The following is a 22993-nucleotide window of genomic DNA, read 5'->3' on the forward strand; positions in this document are numbered from 1 at the left end:
TACACAAAAAATAAATCAGCTGCTTAACATTGTTTTTCATCAGGAATGAATTTACACATAATAATGGGCTTGACTAAAAATAACCAAAATAGAAGGAGAGATTCCGCCTATTGACATGAAAAACGTGAAAATGGGAGATTTTGCTGTGCATAAGCGGAAAAACTTCCCTTATTTACCCCGAAACAAGCTTCGTTATGCATTTAACCGGAAAATCTCCGCTTATTTACTCTTGTCTGTAACTCGACTAAGGACAAGACAACTTATTTTAAGAAAAGCACCTCTTAAAATTTTCCTTTATGCTCTTTTCTATTAAATCTTTTCCAGTGCCTGTTCGAGGTCTTCTTGAAGATCCTCCCATGCTTCTAGACCAACGGATAGCCGAAGCAAGGTGTCATCAAAGCCCATTTTTCTTCGTTCCTCTTCTGGTACTACGGCATGGGTCATTGTTGCAGGATGTTGGATTAATGTCTCGGCATCACCGAGACTAACAGCAATTTTTATTAATTGCAGCTGATTCATCAACTGTTGCGCCGTCCCCTTTGTTCCTCTGATCGTAAAAGATATAAGCCCGCCAGGTTGTTTCATTTGTTTTTTAGCGATCGAAAAATCTTGATGTTCCGGATCTCCAGGAAAATAAACCATTTCGATTTTCGGATGGTCTTTCAAAAAAAGAAACAATTTACTGGCATTTTCACAGTGGCGGTCCATGCGAAGTGGCAGTGTTTTCATCCCTCTTAATAGTAGCCAAGCATCAAAAGGTGAGATAATCCCACCGATGTCTTTTTGGGTCGTCTTTGAGACCTGTTTAATAAACTCCTTCCTCCCTATGGCAAGCCCCGCAATGACATCTCCATGTCCGCAGATATATTTGGTTGCACTATGAATGACAACATCGCAACCTAGTGTTAGAGGGGTTTGAATATAAGGGGAACAAAATGTATTATCAACCACAACAGGAATCCCTTTTTCATTCGCTACCCTCGCCACTAATCCTAAATCTACCAATTTCATTGTAGGATTTATCGGCGTTTCAATATAGATACAAGCGGTGTTTGGACGGATTTCTTGTTCTAATAATTCCGCCGAGTTCATTAAAGAAAAGTCGTGGTCAATTCCATATTTCTCTTTTAATAACTCTAACAATCCAAATGTACAACCATAAACTCCTTGTGAACAAAGAATATGATCCCCAGTCTTTGTTAAGGCCACTAACACTGCACTGACGGCCGCCATTCCAGACGAAAACGCTAAGCCCGCTTCCCCTTGTTCAAGAACTGCGATCCTGTCTTCTAATATTTTCACAGTTGGATTTCCTAAGCGAGAATAAATAAAGCCCTCTTCCTGACCAGCAAACCTTCTTTCCCCTTGTTCGGCGTTGGCAAAAGTGAAGGTAGATGTTTGATATAACGGAGGAACTAAACTGTCTTGATGTTCATCCGCCTTGTAGCCTGAATGAATAACTTCCGTTTCAAACCGTGATTTCTTTTTCCCCATTTTGGATTCCTCCTGTTTGAAAACGTTTACATATAATTATTTTATAATATGTCAGTTAGGTAAATATCGTTAGGGCACTCTTAAACATGAGTGCCTACCTAACTAACTCTTATATTTTGCTCTTGTATGACGACCTTGTTCTTTCCAGTCCCCTTTGCAATATACAGTGCTTCATCTGCCCGTTTAAATAAGTAGTTGTAAGCATCGACCTGTTCCTTATTCCAATAAGAAACACCACAAGAAACTGTAATATGCGGATCAGAGGATTCAGCTATCTTTTTCACTAATCTTTCAGCCACAGCAGTTCCTTTGTCTAATGGGACTCCTGGAAGATAAAGGGCCAACTCTTCCCCGCCCCAACGGGCACCAATATCTTCTCCGCGGATATTGTTCTTTATCAGGTTAGCCACCTGTACAAGAACTTGATCTCCCACCTGGTGTCCATATGAATCATTTATTTCTTTAAAATTGTCAATATCGAGAAGGATAAAAGTACCCTCTCCGGACTCTTTCATTGACCTCTGAATTCTCTCATCCAAAAATTTACGTGAATAGAGCTTTGTTAGGTGATCGGTAATAATCATATGCTCCAACTCTTCTCTGAGCATAGAATTGGTTAGTGCAAGCGATGAATGATGAATAAGTGACTGAAGGAGTTTAAATGTATCAAAAGAAAAGAAATAGGGCTTTTGATGCATTACAATGGAAAAACCTTTTAATTTTTCGCTATGAATCATTGGAACTGCGAGTATCGAATGAAATCTTGGTGTATTTTTTATGTTATGGAGGGTGAAATCTCCAATAAATAAAGGATTTTTTTCACGTTCAATTTTTCCCTTTAAATAATCAATATAAAATTTGGCTTGTGGTGTGTAAAAGTAGGGTGTTGAGCCTGGGAGTATTTTTACCTTAGCATGTTCGTTGGTGAATAAGAAAAATCCAACTTCTTGTGCATCAATGGAAGAGATGATTTGTTCTGACATATATGTCATCGTATCAACTAATCGCAGGTTGGAATTTAAGCAATGCGAAGTTTCGTTGATTAATTGTAAATTGAAGATTTCCTGCTTTGATTGTTGATGGAGAGAAGCATTTTCTAAAGAACTACCCGCAGCGCTCGCCAGTAAACTAATAAACTCTACCTCAAACTCATGGAATTCAGCCGCTGTTGCTGTCACAACCTGCAAAACACCATAGGTTACTTGTCTCCCTTTTAGGGGGGCATAAATAATGGCATGGTCACCAGTAGTGGAATACTCAAATTGAAGTTCTCCTGATCCATAAGCTTTGATAGCTGCAATATTTTCACTATCATATTCAAGTTCAATAATTGGAAGTTCATTATGACTATATGTATCCTGTGAAAGCAATAGGGAAAAGGAGGTGTCAGGATATAATTCTTTCAAAGTAACACATAATTCAGCCAAAAGGTTCTCTACATCCAACGATGAATGAAGTGTTTCTGTAATCTCTATTAATTGTTTGTACCTTTTTATTTGCCACTGTAAATCACACTCGAGAATATCCATTTAGGTTTCACCCGATCTAATTCCAGATATATACATCGTTCCTTAATTATAGTTAATTTTCAGACACTTTGGCGATATTTATTTGTATAAATTATTAACTTTTATTAAAATAATATTTTCGACAAAATTCTTCTGAACGCACTCTTTAAAAAATATTCTTGACTTTAAGGGAATAAAAATTATATAATACTTTTTGTGTAAAATATTGCAGCCTATTGTGTTCACTTTGAATAGTCTCATTTTATTCCTCATATTTAAATGATGGTGTATCTCGTAACCCTTAGCTGCAAGGGCGAAGGTGCATGAAAATAAAATGGCTGTCAAAGAGTCTCATAACGGTTTTTATTTTACCAAAATAAAAACACGAAGGAGGAGTCATTCATGGCTCGTTATACTGGCTCTAGCTGGAAAATTTCCCGTCGTCTTGGAATCTCTCTAAGCGGCACAGGTAAAGAATTAGAAAAGCGTCCTTACGCTCCTGGACAACATGGTCCAAACCAACGCAAAAAGCTTTCTGAATACGGATTACAATTACAAGAGAAGCAAAAGCTTCGTCATATGTATGGCGTAACTGAGCGTCAATTCCGTAATCTTTTTGATAAAGCTGGCAAATTAGCTGGTATCCACGGTGAAAACTTCATGGTTCTTCTTGAATCACGTCTTGACAACGTTGTATACCGTTTAGGTTTAGCTCGTACTCGTCGTGGAGCACGTCAATTAGTTAACCACGGCCACATCTTAGTTAATGGTTCACGCGTTGATATTCCATCATTCCGCGTAACTCCTGGTCAAACAATCAGTGTTCGTGAAAAATCACGCAACCTTGATGTGATCAAAGAAGCGATCGAAGTGAACAACTTTGTTCCTGACTTCTTAACTTTCGATGCTGACAAATTAGAAGGTACTTTCACTCGTTTACCTGAGCGTTCTGAATTACCTGCTGAAATTAACGAAGCTCTTATCGTTGAATTCTACTCTCGTTAATTGATTTGCTTATTAAATAACAATCACAAAAACCCTAGAAACTGCGTTTTATCAACGTTTCTAGGGTTTTTTATTTTTACTCTGCTAATATTGTATTCTCCCCCCAAAGAAAATGGGGGCTTTTTGGGGAAGGTTCTAACAAAATCATTCCTAAGAAGATAGCACTGCCTTTATATGGAGTTCGTTGTGTATTGTAGTTGATAACGAAACCGTAGGTATAAGCTGAGATATTCAAGTTTTCAGCACTCTTCCATTGACCTCGAGTTTTACTTCTTGATTGCCAAGTGTTGTAAAGTTTTGATGTTGGATCATCTACCCAAACATCATCGATTGTGATTTTTCGGTAAGGCATTTTGGTACCCGGATTTCCATAACGTCCAAATGCTGTTCCAATTGGAGACTTTTTACCGCCTTCATGCATATTTGTTGCAGAGGCAAATCCATATTTACCAATATGGCCTGTTGTGGTTAAAACAGGAACCCATTTACCTTGAAAAAACAAGAATAAGAAAAGGGGCAAGGCACAAACTATCCTAAAAAGGAGAGTGTATATCATGGATGAAAAGGGCTTAAAACAAAACGCTAGTAATACTTTACATACGAATAAACAGAAAACTTTAGATAAAATAGCAAGTATTGATGAGTTGAAAAAAGAGCATGAACCAGAGTATGTCTTTTTATATTGGGATGAATTGTGATAAGAATCTTAGAGAAAATGAAATGGATAGAATAATACCAAAATAAAGCAATTCTCCTTATAGAGAATTGCTTTCAATCTGCCAAAATTAGCAGTAGGATATTTAAGAAATGCACCCGTTACTTTAAGTACAATTCCTCACAATCTTTAACTCGTCAGGTTAATGTAGTTTTAAAATCGACTTACAAAAATAATGAGAATAAAATAAGCCTGAATTAAAAAAGGAATAAACCCGCTTCCCTGGGTTTATTCCTTTTTTTTATTCTGAAAATTTCTTATTGAAGCGGTCGAGAAATATCACTTAACGCATCCCCTGCTTCATTAATATGAATGTCAACTGTTGCCAGGTCACCAATAGCACAAATGCCAACCAATTCTCCATTTTGGACCACAGGGATACGGCGGATTTGATTATCAGACATCAAACGAGCACAATCATGTGCATCTGTATCCGGAGAACAGGTAATTACATCTGAAGTCATAACATCATGGCAATGGATTGAGCTACAGTCTTTTCCATCAGCAACACAATTAAGGACAATATCGCGGTCAGTTATTAATCCCACCACTTTTTTACCCTCACAAACCGGTACGGAACCACAATTAATATCACGCATAATTTTTGCTGCGGCTGTCACTGGCTCATGGGGTGTACATACCTTTACATCTTTTGACATTATATCATGTACTTTTGTCATTTTTTCCTTTCCTCCCTTTTCGGTTAAAATCATTTTTCTAATGTATTTTCTCCATTCAGAATTAAAATATTACTTACTTAAATTTTAGGGAGGCATTTGAACTAAGGGACATTGTTGACTTAACCTGCTTCGTTAGTACGATAAAAAATAGCCACCAAATTGGCAGCTTGAACTTCAAGTTTTGCACCCGTTCGTAATATAAGGTTAGCCAGATTTTTCTGGTTGACCTTTAGCTTAAGTACATTGTTTCACAAACTTAATAAAATATTTTTATGTTTTGTATGACATTCTCTATGGGTATTATCCTCTTTTTTATCACTTGCTTAGCACGGAATTGAACAAGAAAATCAATAAATTCCGACTTTGTTGGAAGATCTGATATAACATGAGTAAATTTATTTTTTGCGACCTTCTCATGAACATACATTTCTAATGCGTGAATTACAGTTACTTCATGCTTCTCTTCTAAAGAGGTCCACCTTTCTAAGTCATCCCATGAAAAGTTTGACCTTACGAAGAGGTCGTCCCAACCTTCTGTCACAGGAAATTTAACATGATTCTCCATCCACGAAATAACATCCCTCGAATGAAAATCACCAAGATGGGAAAGTGCTTCATACCCAGTTATCTTTATATTAGATTCTTGTTCAAGAAAATTAAATACTAAAGATAGTCCCTTATCCTTACTTATACACATTGAAGTTAGATAGGAACGTAATCTAGTATCCATATTATTTTGTTTAGTTTCCCATAAGCTTCTAACCCAGGTCTCTGCGTAAATTCCTAAAACTCTTCCGATAATCTCACATATTATCTTTTGGTCATTAAATGCCTCTTTCTTATGTAATTCTTCTATAAGGAAGTCAAATAACTCATTTCTATTAAATTTCTGGAGAAAGTCGATTGTTTCTTCATCTAATTTCTTTCGATAAACAACATAAGCTATTAGCTGTTCCATGTTATTTTTCACATCATCTAAGGTTGTCTCTGAAAATGACTCAAACCAATGCTTCCACTTAACTGCTACTGGACTTGTAGTATTCAACCCCGTATCACTTAGAAAATATTCAAGCTGCCATTTTTCACTACCAATACACCCTAGTTCAGTAATCCTAAATAAATAATCGATAAACGAATCCGCAACATAAGTAACTGTGTCTTCTTCATGATCCCAATAAATAACTGGTTTCTCATCACTCTCAACAGACATATCAAACGCATAAATATCTCCATTTCCAGCTTGAGAAAACTCTAATTTCCCCCTCAGTGACCTTCCATAATCTTCCCCATCTTCCATTAGTTCGTTAGCTAACATATTTAAATTCTGAAGGAAGTCAATATTCCAATTTATCTCTCCAGAGAATATTTCCGTAAATTCACTAGGAATTATTGTATCTTCAGAAAATGAGTAATAAAACGAAAGTGATTTTCCCAAGTTATGTAATATGTATTTATACGAAGAAGGTAAATGATAACCTAACTCTTTTTCTTTAGCTTCTATCTCCTGTATCGTTGCTTTCTTTCCAATTTCGATTGGGTGGATTTTGCCGTTATTGTTCTCTAATTTTTGAAGTATTTGCTCCCATCTTGATATTAGAATTTTAAAATCCTCCATACTTTTTAACCCCGCTTCGATAACGTAATTCTAATTATAATTCAATATAGTTTTGCTAAATACCTTCTTGTACTAAACTACCCCTTTCGTTCAACAAGAAAGAGCTGCCACGATGAAAGCTCAGAAGATCTTAACCTCAAGCACCCTATAGTTTAAGTAGAAACCTTCACAATCTCTTATACATGTTAACATAAGTTCTAGAACCTAACTCATTACAAAAAGACGCTTTACCTATTCCGGAAAAGCGCCCTTTAATGGAATATCATAACTGTTGTTTTAACCACTTTATTTTAAATAGAGGAAACGCCCTTAACGAAATCGGATTGCTTGTGATTATTTTCTTCATGACATTCATGGTTAAGAAAAAATTCTATTAAAAAATCTATTACTGCAAACATCTAAAAGGGCAGCCCTGGCCCTTTTTTGTTTTTTCAAAGAGGATACTTGTTTGAACGAGATGCAATCTACCTAGGGAAGAGTCTGCCTTTTGTCTCCATTTGCAAAGCATAGAGGAATTTTTTAATGTCGATTCGGGTAGTTGTGGTGTGGTTTTTTCCTTCCAGTTCGAGCATCTTCATTCTTACTTGGGTGTAGTCGAACAATTTGGATGAGTAGTACTCAAATGTTGGGTTGGCATAATCGGTTAATCCCAGTGAAGCAAGATGCTCGAGCACCTGTTGGAGGATGCGGCGGATCCGTTGTTCCACAGCCTTGCCTTCTTTTCTTATTTCCTCCGGAGAGGCGGACGAACCAAGCCGTTTTTTCGCAGCCTGCTCATAAAGATCCTTCATAGGCGGGAGCTCCCGATTTCCCTCCATGTCCCATTGATGCAAAATTTCTAGAAGATCCAGCAAATCCTTTTCACCGTTTTTGCCAACAATTCCAAGTTCAAGCAAGATGCTTTTAGCAGAGGACGGAAACAAAGGTTGTTTACTTGGGAGAGTGTTCTCAAACAGCCGGTTTTTTGTATTATGTGTATTTAAAAAGCTTAATGACTTTTGAATGTTATGAAGTGATTTTTCCAGTAACAGATAGTCACTTACTTTCTTAATGACACTTACCACCTCAAGCCGGTTAATCGGCTTTGTGATATAATGCTCGACACCTAGGGAATACGCTTCACTAATCATATCCTTCGTTTCGACTTGGGAGATCATGATGATTTTTCCCCGAAAGGAGGGAGCAATTTCTCTGACTGTCTCAATCCCGTCCCTGATGGGCATGAGCAGGTCAATCATTAGAATATCAACTTCCTGTATATCGAGGGTATGTGCATCTACTTCAGACCCGTCAGCTGCCTCCCCCACAACCGAACCCAATCCCTCTTCTTCAATAATATTGGATAACATCCCTCTGATAGTTGGGGTATCATCGACAATAAAAAATTTCACTGTAAATCACCCCTTTTTCGTTAAATTCACAACCGGAAGCTGAACTTCAAAGGTGGTTCCTTTTTCTTTTGAAGACTCAATCAGGTTAATTTTTCCATCAAGATCTTCAATTACATTTTTTGTGTAGGATAAACCAATTCCATTAGAAGCGATTCCGGCTTGGTCAAATTTCGTCGTAAAGCCTGGTTCAAAAATATACACTTTGTTTTTGTTAGAAATCCCGTTTCCATTATCCTTTATAGTTATTTTGACTAGGTCTTGAACCTTTTCAACCGTTACCACAATCTGCCCCTCCTGATTGATAGCTTCCACAGCATTGGCGACAAGATTATTGATTAGGGAAAGGAGGATAAAAGTACGGTACTCCGGATGTTCACCGGAAATTCTTACTTGGAAATCAATCGTTTTCCCGAGCAACTCACTATAATTTTTATTCGAGATGGCTGCAACAAAAATGATTTCCTGAATGTTCATAAAATCATCTAATTTTTCTTTGGCCATTAATTTGGACAAACCGGCATATATACGTTGATTATCTTTTTTAATCTCGTGTAATTCCCCGGCGATTTTCAGCATCGCTTGCGCTTGTTTCTGATTGTTTAGAGCTTTCAAATCACGATAAATTGCATAGCAGGCGCTGGTTAACTTCTCCGCATCTTTCGCTGATTTTTCCAATTGAAACATTTCTACATACAAATTTGAGACTAATAGTAAAACCTCTTCAGTCCGCTTTTTTTGCTGCTCTTCAGCCAACCTAGTTTCCCGTACTAAGATTGTATTGAAAAAACCGAGGACAAAGAAGCTGCGGATGATCGCTACCCCTATAATAATCAAGAAGCTCGAAGTTGTCATTTTCATATCGGTTGTAAAATGGCGAATGGCCATTTCGGTAACATTCCCCATGATTTCGAGCACCATGCCAAGCAGACCAATGAGAAGCGGCCGATGATACAATTTCTTTACCTTGAAAATATGGAAAAACATGCCGAAGACCATGTAATAAAAAAACACGGGAAAATGGATAGGGAATTCGAATGAGCCAACCTGTACCTTGTCCAGAATCATCCGAAAACAAACAACTGCACTTCCCGTTAAAAAGCCTGCTAAAACGGGATGGATTTTTCGTGACCATAACAAAATGAAGAAGAATACAGTTGTACTCATGCTAAATCTTAAATCAGCACCGCTTAAGGGGTAAAACTTTAATTCGCCGGTAATGGGCACAGCAATTATCATAAATAAATACGCTAATAATTTATCGCGAATAGAATCACTCCCTTTCTATCGTAAAAAAAATTTTGTTAATTGTAAAAATATTTTTAATCCATTTTGTAGTTTTTTGTAGTTTATCGTAGTACTACAGGTATGATGTAAATGTTGAAAACGTTTACAGGTTATATTCTACTTTAATGATATCAAAAAACTTATCGATGGGAGAGAAGCGAGTGAAAAAAATTAGTTTAGCATGGCAAATTTTTATTGGTTTAATTCTTGGGATTATTGTGGGTGCCATTTTTTACGGAAATCCTCATATTGAGCAATTCTTACAGCCGATTGGAAACATCTTTTTACGATTAATTAAAATGATTGTCGTGCCGATTGTTATTTCATGCCTTGTTGTCGGTGTGGCCGGTACGGGAGATATGAAATCATTAGGGAAGCTCGGCGGTAAAACGCTACTATATTTTGAAATTATTACAACGATCGCAATCGTTGTTGGATTGTTAATCGCCAATGTTTTCCATCCAGGTACAGGCGTGGACCGTTCACAACTCGTTAAATCGGACATCAGCTCCTATGTAACGACTGAAAAAGCAACGGAGTCACACTCCCATATTGATACAATTGTGAATATCGTACCGACTAATGTGGTGCAGGCGTTCGCAAATGGGGACATGTTGGCAATTATTTTCTTCTCCGTAATGTTTGGACTTGGCGTTGCCGCAATCGGTGAAAAAGGCAAGCCGATTATCGCGTTTTTTAGGGGTACTGCTGATGCGATGTTCTATGTAACCAATCAGATTATGAAGATTGCTCCATTTGGGGTGTTTGCCTTAATTGGGGTTACGGTTTCGAAATTTGGGTTGGAATCATTAATACCGTTAGGAAAATTGGTTATGACCGTTTATGGCGCAATGATATTCTTTATTATTGTGGTCCTTGGCATTGTTGCGAAAATAGCGGGTTATAATATTTTTAAGCTATTAGCTTATCTGAAAGACGAATTAATTTTAGGGTATTCCACAGCAAGTTCGGAAACTGTCCTTCCGAAAATTATGGAAAAAATGGAGCGTATCGGCTGTCCGAAAGGGATTACTTCATTCGTGATTCCGACTGGCTATTCCTTTAATCTCGATGGTTCAACCTTGTACCAGGCGATTGCAGCAATGTTCATCGCTCAAATGTATGGCATTCATATGAGCATTGGACAACAGATTACATTAGTCCTTATTTTAATGATTACCTCAAAAGGAATTGCAGGTGTCCCTGGTGTTTCAATTGTCGTCCTGCTTTCAACCTTAGGAAGTGTCGGTATTCCAGTTGAGGGCTTGGCGTTTATATTAGGCGTAGACAGGCTGCTGGACATGGCCCGTACATGTGTAAACATTGTTGGTAACTCACTAGCTGCTATTGTTATCACAAAATGGGAAGGTCATAAAGTCAAAGAACACATCGAAGAACAAGCTGCATAAGCTGTCATATTGGAAAAGGCACAACTAGTGAATAATAGCTAGTTGTGCCTTTTTGGTTTTTATCCATAAAGTTATCTTAACATGTTGGTACCGGGGCTTTTTCTATCGTCGATTGACCCATTGGATTGATTTCCGATATAAATACGCTAGTATGATATAGATAACGATAACAATAGCGGCAGTCCAAAGTCTTTCTTGTAAAACACCGTCTGCAAATAACACAGGACCTAATCCGAAAAATGTCACTAATGCGATGAGAATGATAAATATGAAGTGTAGTAAAAATTTCACTTGATTCACCCCCAGACAGCAATTTCCTCTGTATATTAGACGAATGGATTTAACACGTTGTTACAAAAATTAAGTGTTTTAACCCAAAGAAGGGCTTTGATCTCCAAAGCCCTTCTTCTATTAAAATTTGATTAAGGTGTATTTCTTTTTACCTCGTCTAATAATTGTAAACTGTCCTTCGATTCGATCATTTTCTGTTAAAGCATAAGTTGTGTCCGTGATTTTTTCGCCATTTACTGTAACGGCACCATTTGCGATGTCTTCCCGTGCTTGACGCTTGGATGGGGAAATTTTTGCCGCAACTAAAAGATCGACCAAATTCTCCTCATTTTGTGAAGTATATGCTGGTACATCTTTAAAGCCCTGCGCAATTTCTGCAGCAGAAAGACTGCTTACATCCCCGCTGAATAATGCCTGAGAAATTTTGATTGCCTGTTGTAAGGAATCTTCTCCGTGGATCAAACGAGTCATTTCCTCTGCCAACACCTTTTGGGCCTTACGCAGATGAGGCTCTTCCTGAACAGCTTTTTCTAATTGTTCAATTTCATCGTGCGAAAGGAATGTGAAAATCTTTAAGTATTTAACAACATCGGCATCAGCTGTATTAATCCAGAACTGGTAGAACTCATAAGGTGTTGTTTTTTCAGGATCTAACCAAATCGCACCGCTTTCCGTTTTCCCAAACTTTGTTCCGTCTGCTTTTGTCACAAGTGGAATCGTTAACCCATATGCCTTCGAGCCTTCTGGCTGAACTTTACGGATTAATTCCAACCCTGAAGTGATATTCCCCCACTGGTCACTTCCTCCGATTTGCAATCTACAATTGTGATGCTCATATAAATGAAGGAAATCCATCGCTTGTAAAATGGTGTACGTGAATTCTGTGAATGAAATACCTGTCTCAAGGCGGTTGGCAATGGTGTCTTTTGCAAGCATATAATTCACACCGATATGTTTACCAATATCACGCAAGAAGGTAACAACATCCATAGAGCCTGCCCAATCATAGTTATTAACCATGATCGCCCCATTTTCGCCTTCAAATTGGAAAATAGATTCAAGCTGTTTCTTAATACCCGCTACGTTATCTTGAACAGTTTCAAGAGTTTGCAGCTTTCGTTCTTCGCTTTTTCCACTTGGGTCACCAATTAATCCTGTTGCTCCGCCAACTAATACAATCGGACGGTGTCCGTGCTGTTGAAATCTTCTTAGTGTTAAAAAAGGCAGTAAATGGCCGATGTGCATACTATCTGCGGTTGGATCGACACCGCAATATAAGGAAATTGGCTCCTTACTTAATGTATCCTTCAAACCTTCTTCATCGGTTTGCTGGTAGATAATCCCTCTCCATGCTAAATCTTGTAACAATTCCATAAATATTACCTCCAAATTTGTAAAAAATAAAAACGCCCCTGCATAAATGCAGGGACGTAAAAATTACGCGGTACCACCCAGCTTGAGGAAATTTTCCTCCAACTCAAAAAATTAACGGTTAAGACCGTTCTCCGCTACTATCAATCAATTTTCACAGAGAAAGCTCCAGGACGTAATTCATTCTTCTATATGTATCAGCTTGCACCACCGCTGACTCTCTTCAAACAGGGATAGAAGAACTACAGTTGGTTCCCTTCACAGCATACTTATTAAATTAATGTATAGCTTTTTTTACCATAATTATAGTACCTTGTCAAACATAACTGGAAATTTCAGATAAATGTAGAACTTTGTCAGTTTTTATACCATTGATATGCTATAATGTATGTGATTTTAGATGAGGTGATACTATAGATGGTTGAAAAATTACAAGCATGGATCGATAAAGCAAAATCCGTACTGAACATATTTACCCATAGAAAAACGGTTAAAAGTGCACGAATCACATATCAAGTCGTTTGGAATCTGTTTCTCCTTGTACTAACAGTGGTAATTCTAGGTGGATCATTTGCTGCAGGTGTCGGTGCTGGTTATTTTGCCTCACTTGTTAAAGATGAACCTGTCCGCTCCTATGATAGCATGAAAAAGGATATTTATAACTACACAGAAACCTCTGAGTTATATTTTGCCGATAATAAATATCTTGGAAAACTCCGTACAGATTTAGAACGGGAGGAAGTAAAATTAGAAGATGTTTCCGATTATTTGGTAAACGCAGTTGTTGCAACCGAAGACGAATACTTCTACAAACATAAAGGTGTCGTACCAAAAGCCGTATTCCGGGCTGTCTTCCAAGAAGTGACAAATTCCGCGGTTCAATCCGGCGGCAGTACGCTAACACAGCAATTAATAAAAAATCAAATTCTAACTAATGAAGTTTCATTTCAAAGAAAAGCGAGTGAAATTTTACTTGCCCTTCGTTTAGAGAAATTTTTTGATAAAAAAGAAATTTTGGAAGCCTATCTGAACGTTTCTACGTTAGGGAGAAATTCGTCTGGACGAAATATTGCTGGTGTTCAAGCGGCAGCAAAAGGAATTTTTGGTAAAAAGGCAAGTGATTTAACACTACCACAAGCGGCCTTCATTGCCGGATTGCCTCAAAGTCCATTCGGATATACCCCTTTCACAAGAGAAGGTACGATAAAAGAACCAAAATATCTTGAACCAGGTCTTACACGGATGAAAACAGTCTTAAAGAGAATGTTTGACGGTGGTTATATTACCCAAAAGCAATATGCTGAGGCTTCTGCCTACGATATTAAAAAGGATTTTATTAAACCAGTTGCTAACCCACTCGAAAAATACCCTTGGCTAACAGTCGAAATTGAAAAGCGTTCGATTGAAGTTTTGACTACTGTTTTAGCAAAAGATGATGGGATTTCAGAAAAACAGTTAAAGAACGATGATAACCTAGCTTATAAATATCAAATCTTGGCTAGAAATGCACTGCGTCAGAATGGATACCAGATTCATTCGACAATTGACAAAAAAATCTATGATGCCATGCAGAAGGTAAAAGATAATTATAAATATTACGGACCTGATAAACCTCAGGAAAAAAAGGATCCTGAAACTGGTGAAGTTAAAACGGTTATGGAACCCGCCGAGGTTGGGGCAGAATTGATTGAAAACAAAACTGGAAAGATTATCAGTTTTGTGGCTGGAAGGAATTATGATGATCAACAGCTTAATCACGCAACCAGTGCAATTAGACAAAACGGTTCGACTATGAAACCACTTCTAGTCTACGCTCCGGCGATTGAGTTAGGAAAAGCTGCTCCAGGCACACCGCTTCCAAACGTAGCGTTAGCTTTAGCGCCCGGCAGAAGTGATCCATGGCCGCAAAACTATGACTATCGCTACAGTGGACTGGTTTCAGCAAGATATGCCCTGGCGAAATCCTATAATGTTCCAGCTGTTAAACTTTACAAGAGTATCGTTGATCAGCGACCTGCCAAGTATCTTGAAAAAATGGGATTTACCTCTTTAAGAAAAGACGATTATACAAATCTAGCTACTTCGATTGGCTCAATGACAAATGGGGTAACGATTGAAGAAAATACAAATGCATTCAGCACCTTTGCTAACGATGGAAAATTTGTTGATGCCTATATGATTGATAAAATTGTTGATAAAAACGGCAAGGTCATCTATCAGCATAAAGTAACTCCTGTTAAAGTCTTTAAACCGCAAACAGCTTATTTAACCATTGATATGATGCGAGACGTTGTTAAAATGGGGACGGCTGCAGGTGTTAGAAACCAATTAAACTTTAGCAGCGACTGGGCAGGGAAAACAGGGACAGGAAATCAATATATCGACTCCTGGTTTGTTGCTTCAAACCCTAATGTCACCTTTGGTCTTTGGAGAGGATATGATACACCAAAATCGCTCCAGACATCTGGAATGTCTTATAGTGCACGGACCAATAACTTATGGGCAAAGTTAATGAACGCTGCCTATAAAATTAGGCCGGATTTAATTGATCCAGACAAGTCATTTAAAATGCCAAAAGGAATCGTGAAACGCTCCTATTGTGCTGTTTCAGGAATGCTTCCTTCTGAAGCTTGTTCAAAAGCAGGCTTAATTGAAAGTGATTACTTTAATGTCAATAATGTACCAACTAAAGTAGACGATAGCTTGATTGAAGCAAACTATGTCACGGTAGGTGACAAAAAATATTTAGCCTTAGACTCTACACCAAAAGAGTTTTCCCAATTTGGTCTCGTCTTAAATCCTGATTTTATTAAACGGATTGTTGGAAGTAACTTCCACAATTATAGTCAATTGATTCCACAGAAGGATCGTTGGGGAAAAATTCTTGTTTCAACCGCAAGAATGTCCGATAACGGAAAGAACCCTGCTAGTGTTAACGTAAAAGCAAATGGAAATACCTTATCATGGTCATCCTCAGGGGATAAGGATGTTGTTGGTTACCGCATCTATCAAGGTGGGGTAAGCGCTAAAAAAGTAGGAAGTGTAGTCAATAGTTCTAAGCGTTCATTTAAAGTTGGGACCGGATCTTTCTATGTAACAGCAGTTGATATAGCCGGTAAGGAGTCTGCTCCATCAAATTTAGTCGATGCAGGTGTGATCATACCAACTGATCCAACTAATCCTGTCGTACCGAATGACCCTAACGTTCCAACTCAGCCGAAACCGACTGATCCGGCAACACCATAAATAATTAAAACGCACCGACAGCAAATGTGTCGGTGCGTTTTTTATTTAGCTATTGATTGGTTTCTTTTTAATCTTCCATCGTAGAAAGGTCACCAGTTGGAAGGTTTAGTTCCCATGCCTTTAGTACCCGTCTCATAATCTTACCGCTTCTTGTTTTCGGCAGTTTATCACGGAAATCGATTTCACGTGGAGCTGCGTGGGCGGCCAATCCTTTTTTGACAAATTGGCGGATTTCTTCTTTTAGTTCATCCGTTGCCGAGTACCCGTCCCTCAGTGCAATGAACGCCTTAATGATTTCCCCGCGAACTGGGTCTGGTTTACCGATGACACCTGCTTCAGCAACGGCAGGATGTTCGACAAGCTTGCTTTCTACTTCAAACGGTCCCACGCGCTCTCCTGAAGTCATAATGACATCATCCACACGTCCTTGGAACCAGAAATAGCCATCTTCGTCCATGTATGCTGAATCGCCTGAGACATACCAGTCACCTGGCATAAAGTAAGATTCATACTTTTCAGGATTATTCCAAATCCTATGCATCATCGATGGCCATCCCTTTTTAATCGCAAGGTTCCCCATTCGATATGGAGGCAGCTCATTTCCTTGATTATCAACAATCGCTGCCTCTACACCTGGAATTGGTTTACCCATTGAACCAGGCTTAATTTCCATACAAGGATAATTACTAATCAGCTGAGCACCAGTTTCTGTCATCCACCAGTTATCATGAATGCGCTTGTTGAATACCTTTGACCCCCATTTAACTACCTCGGGGTTTAAAGGCTCCCCAACACTTAGGACGTGACGGAGGCTGCTTAGGTTGAATTTCTTAACTAACTCATCACCTGCACCCATTAACATCCGGAATGCCGTTGGTGCACTATACCAGACTGTTACCCCGAAATCTTCAATCATTTGATACCAAGATTCCGGACTAAAGCGCCCTCCTACAATCACATTCGATGTTCCTGTTAACCATGGCCCGAAGATTCCGTAAGAGGTACCTGTAACCCAGCCTGGGTCTGCCGTACACCAGTAAACGTCATCTTCTTTTAAATCGAGCACCCATTTTGCTGTTTGATAATGCTGAAGCATGGCATTATGTACATGCAGTACGCCCTTTGGTTTCCCAGTAGACCCAGATGTATAATGCAAAATGAGACCATCATTCCTGTCTACCCATTCAATTTGAAGCTCTTTACTTGCAGATTCAAATTTTTTCAGAAAGTCAATATATGGTCCTTGTTCATCTACATTGCTGCCAATAAGGAAAATAGATTTAAGCGCTGGCAGCTCTTGAACAGGTACACGTTCCAACAGTTCAGGCGTGGTAACTAAAACTTTCGCCTCACTGTCTTGCAAGCGGTCCCTGACAGCCCCTTCCATGAATGCCTCAAATAAAGGACCAACAATCGCACCAAGTTTGATGGCACCCAATACAGTAAAATAAAGTTCAGGAGAGCGCGGCATAAAAATAAAGACACGGTCGCCTTTATCGACATCACCGAATGTTTTTAACACGTTGCCCGCTTTATTTGATAGTTCTTTCATTTCCTTAAAAGTATACTTTTCATTTCTAGAACCATCTCGATAATATAGGGCTACTTTATTTTTCCGGAAGGTTTTCGCGTGACGGTCGATGGCCTCGTGAGCCATGTTGACAAGACCCGTTTCACTCCATGAAAATTCCTTTTCCGTTTCCTTCCAATCAAAATCTCTGTACTTTTCTTGATAATTTACTAGATTATGATCCCCTTGTACGACTGGTAACGCTTCCACTTTCATTCAATCTCCCCCTTTGACCTTATTTTAAAATTACTATAGTACAAATATATACTATTCGCAATTTTTTAAAAAGTAAATTATATGCATTTTTTATTTTTATCGACTAAATGCCTAGAAAACATTATTTTATCTTACAGAAAATTTTGTGAAGTTACTTATCATTGATAGATTTTATGTATAATAGAATTAATATGGAGTGATTTTCCCAAGGTAGGTGACCGTATGGAACACAAAAAGACATACAATGCCAAACAATTAAAAACACCTCATGGTTCTATTATTGTTGAAGGACCTATTACTGCAGATAAACTAGCAAGCTTCGATTTCCATGAAGATCTTATTGCCTTTCGCCAGCCCACGCAGCAGCATCAGGCCCTAATTGGAATAGCAAACCTTCCAGAAGGCAGAATTATTATTGCCAGACATCTAAATACTATTGTGGGTTATGTAACCTTTCTATACCCTGATCCACTTGAACGGTGGTCAGAGGGCAAAATTGAAAATTTAATCGAATTAGGTGCAATCGAAGTCATTCCAAAATATAGAGGCTGTTCTGTTGGTAAAAATCTTCTTATTGTCGGCATGATGGATGATGCAATGGAAGATTACCTCATCATCACAACTGAGTACTATTGGCACTGGGATTTAAAAGGTACCAAACTGAATGTGTGGGAGTACAGAAAGATCATGGAAAAGATGATGAATGCGGGCGGTCTTGAATGGTATGCAACCGATGATCCCGAAATTTGCTCGCACCCTGCCAACTGTCTCATGGCTCGGATGGGAAAAAGAATCGATCGAGAAACCATTCAAAAATTTGACCGTCTCAGATTTATGAACCGGTTTATGTACTAACTTAATCTTTGTTCATGATAAATGCTTAAGCTAAGGAGGATGTTCCAATGATAATAGAACAAATCATGAAAACAGATGTCGCCACACTTCTTCCGACAGATACAATTGCGGATGCCATTCAATTAATGGAGTCAAGAAAAATACGCCATATCCCAATTATCAACAATGAAAAACATTTAGTGGGCCTTGTCACAGTGGCAAAAATCCATGAAGCAACTCCATCTATTTTCCATGTGAATGAGCATCCAGAAGATATGAAAAAACCACTTAACGCAATTATGGAGCCAAACGTTATTACTGGTCATCCCCTCGATTTTGTAGAAGAAGTAGCTGGCCTTTTTTATGAGCATAAAATCAGTTGTCTTCCCATCATAAATAACCGAGAATTGGTTGGTATCGTGACTGAAACAGATTTACTTCGGACAATGGTGGAATTAACGGGTGCCCATCAGCCTGGTTCTCAAATTGAGATAAAAGTCCCAAATCTTACCGGTAAACTTAGTGAAATAACCACTGTGATTAAGAATCGGAATGCAAATATTCTGAGTGTCCTCGTCTATCCTGATAAGATGGATGATCAGTACAAAATACTTGTGATTAGATTACAGACAATGAATCCTACTGTATTGATTCAAGATCTCAAACAGGCAGGTTTTCATGTGCTTTGGCCTAATCTTCCGGGGATTTCAATATGAGTGATAAGTGTTCCTTCGTATTTTCAGATGAGCTGCTGAAATATAAATTCAGTAAACACCATCCTTTTGACCAATTCCGGCTTAGATTAACAGTGGACTTATTAGAAAAGATGAATGCGCTTCATTCAGAAAGTGTCATCCCGCCAAGAATAGCCTCTGATGAAGAGTTAGCCTTAATTCACGACCGGAGTTACATAGAAGCAGTCAAAAAGGCAGGCAATGGTCAATTGTCTCAAGATATAGCAGAAAACTATGGTCTCGGTACAGAAGATACCCCTATATTCCCTAACATGCATGAAGCGAGCGCCCTACTTGTTGGAGGGACACTAACAGCTGTCGATCAAGTTATGACTGGTAAGGCTCAGCATGCTCTCCATTTAGGCGGTGGACTACATCACGGATTCAGGGGAAAAGCGTCAGGATTTTGCGTATATAATGACAGTTCGGTCGCCATCAAATATTTACAGGAAAAATATAATGCTCGTGTTTTATACGTGGACACAGATGCTCATCATGGAGACGGCGTTCAATGGTCCTTCTACGATGATCCAAAGGTATGCACACTGTCCATTCATGAGACAGGAAGATATTTATTCCCTGGCACAGGCAATGTGAATGAACGCGGACAAGGAGTGGGCTATGGTTATTCATTTAACATACCCGTTGATGCTTTTACCGAAGATGAATCATGGCTTTACGCCTATACACATGCCTTTAGAGAAGTAGCAGATTTTTTTAGACCCGATGTGATTCTTACCCAAAACGGTGCAGATTCCCATTATTTAGATCCATTAACACATCTTTCTACAACCATGAAAACTTATCGCGTAATACCTAGAATAGCCCATGAAATTGCCCATCAATATTGTAACGGAAAGTGGATTGCGGTTGGCGGCGGCGGTTATGATATCTGGCGGGTGGTGCCGAGAGCTTGGGCCCTCATTTGGCTTGAGATGACTGAAAACTCAAACTGTTATGGCAGCTTGCCACAAGAATGGCTGGATGCTTGGCAAAAAGAATCTCCGGTCGGACTACCAAAAGAATGGGACGATCCAGAAAATTTATATACCCCCATCCCAAGAAAAGCAGAGATTACCGAAAAAAATTTATTAACCCTTGAAAAAGCACTCTACCCGATTCGAAGCCAGCAAAAAAGTGAATCTATATAAAAAAGATGGGTTGACCACATTTGGTCAACCCATTTTTCCAATTATTTTGTGGAACGACGGTGTTCAATTCGATGGGGAAGAACCACAATTTGGTCTGACACCTTTTCTTTGTTCATCAATTTGGTTAATAGTCGCATCGCAACCGCACCAATATCATATAACGGCTGAACAATGGTTGTTAATTGCGGACGCACCATTAATGACAGCCTTGTATTATCAGATGTGATGACCTCAAAATCCTCAGGAACTTTATATCCTTTGTCCTCTGCACCGTGCACAACTCCAAGAGCCATTTCATCAGAACCAACCAAGATCGCCGTAGGTCTAGCAGAGACTTCCAGAAGTCTTTCAATTGCTTCAATCCCAGAGTCGTAGGTATAATCTCCTTCCACAATAAGTTCCTCATTATAAGCAATACCAGATTCCTGTAATGCCCTTTGATACCCTCTCAATTTCTTGATTGTATTCTTAGGTTCATGAAGTGGACCCACGACAAAGGCAATATTCTTATGACCTTTTTCGATAAATTCCTTGATGGAATCATATACCGCTTCCTCATAATCAATGTTCACGGAAGGGATCGTGTTCGATTCTTCAATCGAACCCGCAAGTACAATTGGTACAGGTGATTTTTCAAATTCCTCAACATGGTCTGCTGTAATATTGCCACCCATGAATACTAGCCCGTCCACTTGTTTGCCAAGCATTGTATTGAGCAAATGTAATTCCTTGTCTTTGTTTTGATCTGAATTGCTTAAAATGATGTTGTACTTATACATCGTTGCAATATCTTCAATCCCGCGAGCCAACTCTGCAAAGAAGATATTTGAGATATCAGGAATAATTACCCCGACAGTTGTTGTTTTTTTACTAGCCAATCCTCTCGCTACAGCGTTCGGACGATAGCCTAGTCTTTCAATTACTTCTAACACTTTTTTCCTTGTTACTGGTTTAACGTTCGGATTTCCGTTTACTACACGGGAAACCGTAGCCATCGAAACATTTGCTTCTCTTGCGACATCATAAATTGTAATATTCACCTAATACACACTCTCCTAAAACGATCATCGTTTTCATTATTTTACAACAGGTTGTATAAACTTAATCATTAGTTTTTTGTTTTTGTTTGTGAGAACGTAAACAATCTTTAATATGTATTTAATGATACGATAAGAAGGGAAAAGCCGCAATTGCATTTGTCAACATTTTTTGCAAAATTATTAAATATTATCAAAAAAACCTCCTGCAAAGAAAATGCAGAAGGTTTTTTATACATTTACTTCCAATTAAAGCCGAACATAGTTGGAAGCAAGCAGTTCGTTATAGAATTTATCAAACTGATTGAGATCCATTTGCTGCTTTTGATCGGAAAGTGCTACGGCCGGATCTGGATGTACCTCAGCCATCACACCATCTGCACCAATTGCAATAGCAGCTTTCGCACATGGCAATAACAGGTCTCTTCTACCTGTAGAATGGGTTACGTCAACCATGACAGGTAAATGTGTTTCTTGCTTTAAAATCGGTACCGCTGAAATATCAAGAGTGTTTCTTGTGGCACGTTCGTAAGTTCTTATGCCACGCTCACAAAGAATAATTTGGCTATTCCCTTGTGATGCAATGTATTCGGCAGCATTAATAAATTCTTCGATTGTTGCTGCAATCCCTCTTTTTAACAAAACAGGTTTATTTACGGAACCTGCCGCTTTTAACAATTCAAAGTTCTGCATATTACGTGCCCCAATTTGAATGACATCAATATAATCAATCGCCATTTCAATATCAACAGGGTTGACAATTTCACTGATTACTGCCATATCGAATTCCTTAGCAACACGTTTCAGGATTTTTAAGCCTTCTACCCCTAACCCTTGGAAATCATAAGGAGAAGTTCTTGGTTTATAAGCTCCGCCACGAAGAAGCTTTAAGCCTTTTTCTTGCATGGATTTCGCTACAGTTGCCACTTGTTCATAGGATTCAACTGCACACGGACCGAATACGAAGTGTGGCTTCCCATCGCCAATATTTTCACCTTTTAATGTAACAATGGTATCTTCTGGCTGTCTTTTTCTAGAGACAAGCAACGCCTTACTATGGTCATCCTGTTGGAGGTCAAGACCTGCTTTAAAAATCTCTTTAAAAATATGATCAATGGTCGAATTTTCAAAAGGACCATCATTATGCTCTTTTATTTTATCTAGCATCTTTCTTTCACGCACTGGGTCGTAACGGTATACACCTTGGTTTTCTTTCACCCGGCCAATATCCTGAACTAGCTGTGCTCTCTCATTAATTAACCTTAACAATTCTAAGTTTAGCTCATCAACCCGTGCCCTCAATTGTTCTAATTCGATTTTTTTGCCCATCCTTCGTCCCCGCCTTTTCTTTTGCTAAACAGATCACCTTTTGAAGAAGTTCTGAATGCATATATGTTCTTCTGTGAAAAGCTAAACGTGTACAATCAAATATTTACATTTTT

At 38.6% G+C, this 22993-nt stretch carries 18 protein-coding genes, 1 pseudogene and 1 other annotated feature; of the genes and pseudogenes, 7 read left to right on the forward strand and 12 right to left on the reverse strand.

Features of this window, described 5'->3' with window-relative positions:
- Positions 1 to 309: 309 nt before the first annotated feature.
- Positions 310 to 1494: a methionine gamma-lyase gene (gene megL / locus FS608_RS24315; RefSeq protein ID WP_144555137.1), complete on the reverse strand. Its 1185-nt coding sequence runs from the start codon at positions 1492 to 1494 to the stop codon at positions 310 to 312.
- A gap of 98 nt (positions 1495 to 1592) precedes the next feature.
- Positions 1593 to 3023: a sensor domain-containing diguanylate cyclase gene (locus FS608_RS24320; protein WP_144555138.1), complete on the reverse strand. Its 1431-nt coding sequence runs from the start codon at positions 3021 to 3023 to the stop codon at positions 1593 to 1595.
- Between the two features lie 381 nt (positions 3024 to 3404).
- On the opposite strand from FS608_RS24320, the gene rpsD reads away from it, so the two are divergent.
- Complete coding sequence (gene rpsD / locus FS608_RS24325; RefSeq protein ID WP_026563299.1) at positions 3405 to 4007, forward strand: 30S ribosomal protein S4; 603 nt, start codon at positions 3405 to 3407, stop codon at positions 4005 to 4007.
- A 154-nt stretch (positions 4008 to 4161) separates the two neighbouring features.
- On the opposite strand, the pseudogene FS608_RS24330 reads toward rpsD, so the two are convergent.
- Positions 4162 to 4497, reverse strand: a pseudogene (locus FS608_RS24330) (SH3 domain-containing protein); the annotation flags it as partial.
- 64 nt (positions 4498 to 4561) lie between these two features.
- Between FS608_RS24330 and FS608_RS30555 the strand changes: the two are divergent.
- Positions 4562 to 4705 (forward strand): hypothetical protein, encoded by a 144-nt coding sequence (locus tag FS608_RS30555; protein ID WP_186328886.1) that lies wholly within the window; start codon positions 4562 to 4564, stop codon positions 4703 to 4705.
- Between the two features lie 274 nt (positions 4706 to 4979).
- Here FS608_RS30555 and FS608_RS24335 read toward each other — a convergent pair whose 3' ends face one another.
- From FS608_RS24335 to FS608_RS24350, 4 genes are all read right to left on the reverse strand, one after another.
- On the reverse strand, positions 4980 to 5402 hold the full coding sequence (locus FS608_RS24335) for a CBS domain-containing protein (protein ID WP_144555139.1): 423 nt from the start codon (positions 5400 to 5402) through the stop codon (positions 4980 to 4982).
- Between the two features lie 256 nt (positions 5403 to 5658).
- Complete coding sequence (locus tag FS608_RS24340; RefSeq protein WP_144555140.1) at positions 5659 to 7017, reverse strand: SMI1/KNR4 family protein; 1359 nt, start codon at positions 7015 to 7017, stop codon at positions 5659 to 5661.
- A 464-nt stretch (positions 7018 to 7481) separates the two neighbouring features.
- Positions 7482 to 8408, reverse strand: coding sequence for a response regulator (locus tag FS608_RS24345; RefSeq protein WP_144555141.1), 927 nt, complete (start codon positions 8406 to 8408; stop codon positions 7482 to 7484).
- A 6-nt stretch (positions 8409 to 8414) separates the two neighbouring features.
- The gene (locus FS608_RS24350) at positions 8415 to 9644 is read right to left on the reverse strand and encodes a sensor histidine kinase (protein WP_260871807.1); all 1230 of its coding nucleotides are present in this window, start codon (positions 9642 to 9644) and stop codon (positions 8415 to 8417) included.
- Positions 9645 to 9853: 209 nt separating this feature from the next.
- On the opposite strand from FS608_RS24350, the gene FS608_RS24355 reads away from it, so the two are divergent.
- Positions 9854 to 11101, forward strand: coding sequence for a cation:dicarboxylate symporter family transporter (locus FS608_RS24355; RefSeq protein WP_144555143.1), 1248 nt, complete (start codon positions 9854 to 9856; stop codon positions 11099 to 11101).
- Between the two features lie 102 nt (positions 11102 to 11203).
- Here FS608_RS24355 and FS608_RS24360 read toward each other — a convergent pair whose 3' ends face one another.
- Complete coding sequence (locus FS608_RS24360) at positions 11204 to 11392, reverse strand: DUF6954 family protein (RefSeq protein ID WP_026563289.1); 189 nt, start codon at positions 11390 to 11392, stop codon at positions 11204 to 11206.
- Between the two features lie 120 nt (positions 11393 to 11512).
- A complete protein-coding gene (gene tyrS / locus FS608_RS24365; protein WP_144555144.1) occupies positions 11513 to 12766 on the reverse strand; it encodes a tyrosine--tRNA ligase in 1254 nt (417 codons plus the stop codon).
- Positions 12767 to 12813: 47 nt separating this feature from the next.
- Positions 12814 to 13034, reverse strand: a binding site (T-box leader).
- A 146-nt stretch (positions 13035 to 13180) separates the two neighbouring features.
- On the opposite strand from tyrS, the gene FS608_RS24370 reads away from it, so the two are divergent.
- Positions 13181 to 16009, forward strand: a complete 2829-nt coding sequence (locus tag FS608_RS24370) for a transglycosylase domain-containing protein (protein ID WP_144555145.1) — start codon at positions 13181 to 13183, stop codon at positions 16007 to 16009.
- Between the two features lie 67 nt (positions 16010 to 16076).
- Here the strand turns inward: FS608_RS24370 and acsA are convergent, their stop codons facing one another.
- On the reverse strand, positions 16077 to 17795 hold the full coding sequence (acsA, locus tag FS608_RS24375; RefSeq protein ID WP_144555146.1) for an acetate--CoA ligase: 1719 nt from the start codon (positions 17793 to 17795) through the stop codon (positions 16077 to 16079).
- A gap of 222 nt (positions 17796 to 18017) precedes the next feature.
- On the opposite strand from acsA, the gene FS608_RS24380 reads away from it, so the two are divergent.
- Genes FS608_RS24380 through FS608_RS24390 form a run of 3 tightly spaced genes read left to right on the forward strand, consistent with a single transcriptional unit; the run spans position 18018 to position 20514 of the window.
- On the forward strand, positions 18018 to 18650 hold the full coding sequence (locus tag FS608_RS24380; protein ID WP_144555147.1) for a GNAT family N-acetyltransferase: 633 nt from the start codon (positions 18018 to 18020) through the stop codon (positions 18648 to 18650).
- A gap of 47 nt (positions 18651 to 18697) precedes the next feature.
- Positions 18698 to 19345 (forward strand): acetoin utilization AcuB family protein, encoded by a 648-nt coding sequence (locus FS608_RS24385; RefSeq protein ID WP_144555148.1) that lies wholly within the window; start codon positions 18698 to 18700, stop codon positions 19343 to 19345.
- A complete protein-coding gene (locus FS608_RS24390) occupies positions 19342 to 20514 on the forward strand; it encodes an acetoin utilization protein AcuC (protein ID WP_144555149.1) in 1173 nt (390 codons plus the stop codon). The genes FS608_RS24385 and FS608_RS24390 overlap by 4 nt, the downstream gene beginning before the upstream one ends.
- 41 nt (positions 20515 to 20555) lie before the next feature.
- On the opposite strand, the gene ccpA is transcribed toward FS608_RS24390, so the two are convergent.
- Together ccpA and FS608_RS24400 are read right to left on the reverse strand one after the other, a co-directional pair.
- On the reverse strand, positions 20556 to 21554 hold the full coding sequence (ccpA, locus tag FS608_RS24395) for a catabolite control protein A (RefSeq protein ID WP_144555150.1): 999 nt from the start codon (positions 21552 to 21554) through the stop codon (positions 20556 to 20558).
- A gap of 246 nt (positions 21555 to 21800) precedes the next feature.
- Entirely contained in the window at positions 21801 to 22880 is a 1080-nt protein-coding gene (locus FS608_RS24400) for a bifunctional 3-deoxy-7-phosphoheptulonate synthase/chorismate mutase (protein WP_144555151.1), read from the reverse strand.
- Positions 22881 to 22993: the final 113 nt, after the last annotated feature.

This window comes from Bacillus sp. X1(2014) (assembly GCF_007678255.1).

Bases quoted from the DNA above. Each gene is read 5' to 3' on its own strand.
- FS608_RS24390 (WP_144555149.1), top strand. From the start codon at position 19,342: ATGAGTGATAAGTGTTCCTTCGTATTTTCAGATGAGCTGCTGAAATAT.
- FS608_RS24340 (WP_144555140.1), bottom strand. From the start codon at position 7,017: ATGGAGGATTTTAAAATTCTAATATCAAGATGGGAGCAAATACTTCAA.
- FS608_RS30555 (WP_186328886.1), top strand. From the start codon at position 4,562: ATGGATGAAAAGGGCTTAAAACAAAACGCTAGTAATACTTTACATACG.
- FS608_RS24380 (WP_144555147.1), top strand. From the start codon at position 18,018: ATGGAACACAAAAAGACATACAATGCCAAACAATTAAAAACACCTCAT.
- rpsD (WP_026563299.1), top strand. From the start codon at position 3,405: ATGGCTCGTTATACTGGCTCTAGCTGGAAAATTTCCCGTCGTCTTGGA.
- FS608_RS24370 (WP_144555145.1), top strand. From the start codon at position 13,181: ATGGTTGAAAAATTACAAGCATGGATCGATAAAGCAAAATCCGTACTG.
- FS608_RS24335 (WP_144555139.1), bottom strand. From the start codon at position 5,402: ATGACAAAAGTACATGATATAATGTCAAAAGATGTAAAGGTATGTACA.
- FS608_RS24320 (WP_144555138.1), bottom strand. From the start codon at position 3,023: ATGGATATTCTCGAGTGTGATTTACAGTGGCAAATAAAAAGGTACAAA.
- FS608_RS24350 (WP_260871807.1), bottom strand. From the start codon at position 9,644: ATGATAATTGCTGTGCCCATTACCGGCGAATTAAAGTTTTACCCCTTA.
- FS608_RS24400 (WP_144555151.1), bottom strand. From the start codon at position 22,880: ATGGGCAAAAAAATCGAATTAGAACAATTGAGGGCACGGGTTGATGAG.
- acsA (WP_144555146.1), bottom strand. From the start codon at position 17,795: ATGAAAGTGGAAGCGTTACCAGTCGTACAAGGGGATCATAATCTAGTA.
- tyrS (WP_144555144.1), bottom strand. From the start codon at position 12,766: ATGGAATTGTTACAAGATTTAGCATGGAGAGGGATTATCTACCAGCAA.
- megL (WP_144555137.1), bottom strand. From the start codon at position 1,494: ATGGGGAAAAAGAAATCACGGTTTGAAACGGAAGTTATTCATTCAGGC.
- FS608_RS24385 (WP_144555148.1), top strand. From the start codon at position 18,698: ATGATAATAGAACAAATCATGAAAACAGATGTCGCCACACTTCTTCCG.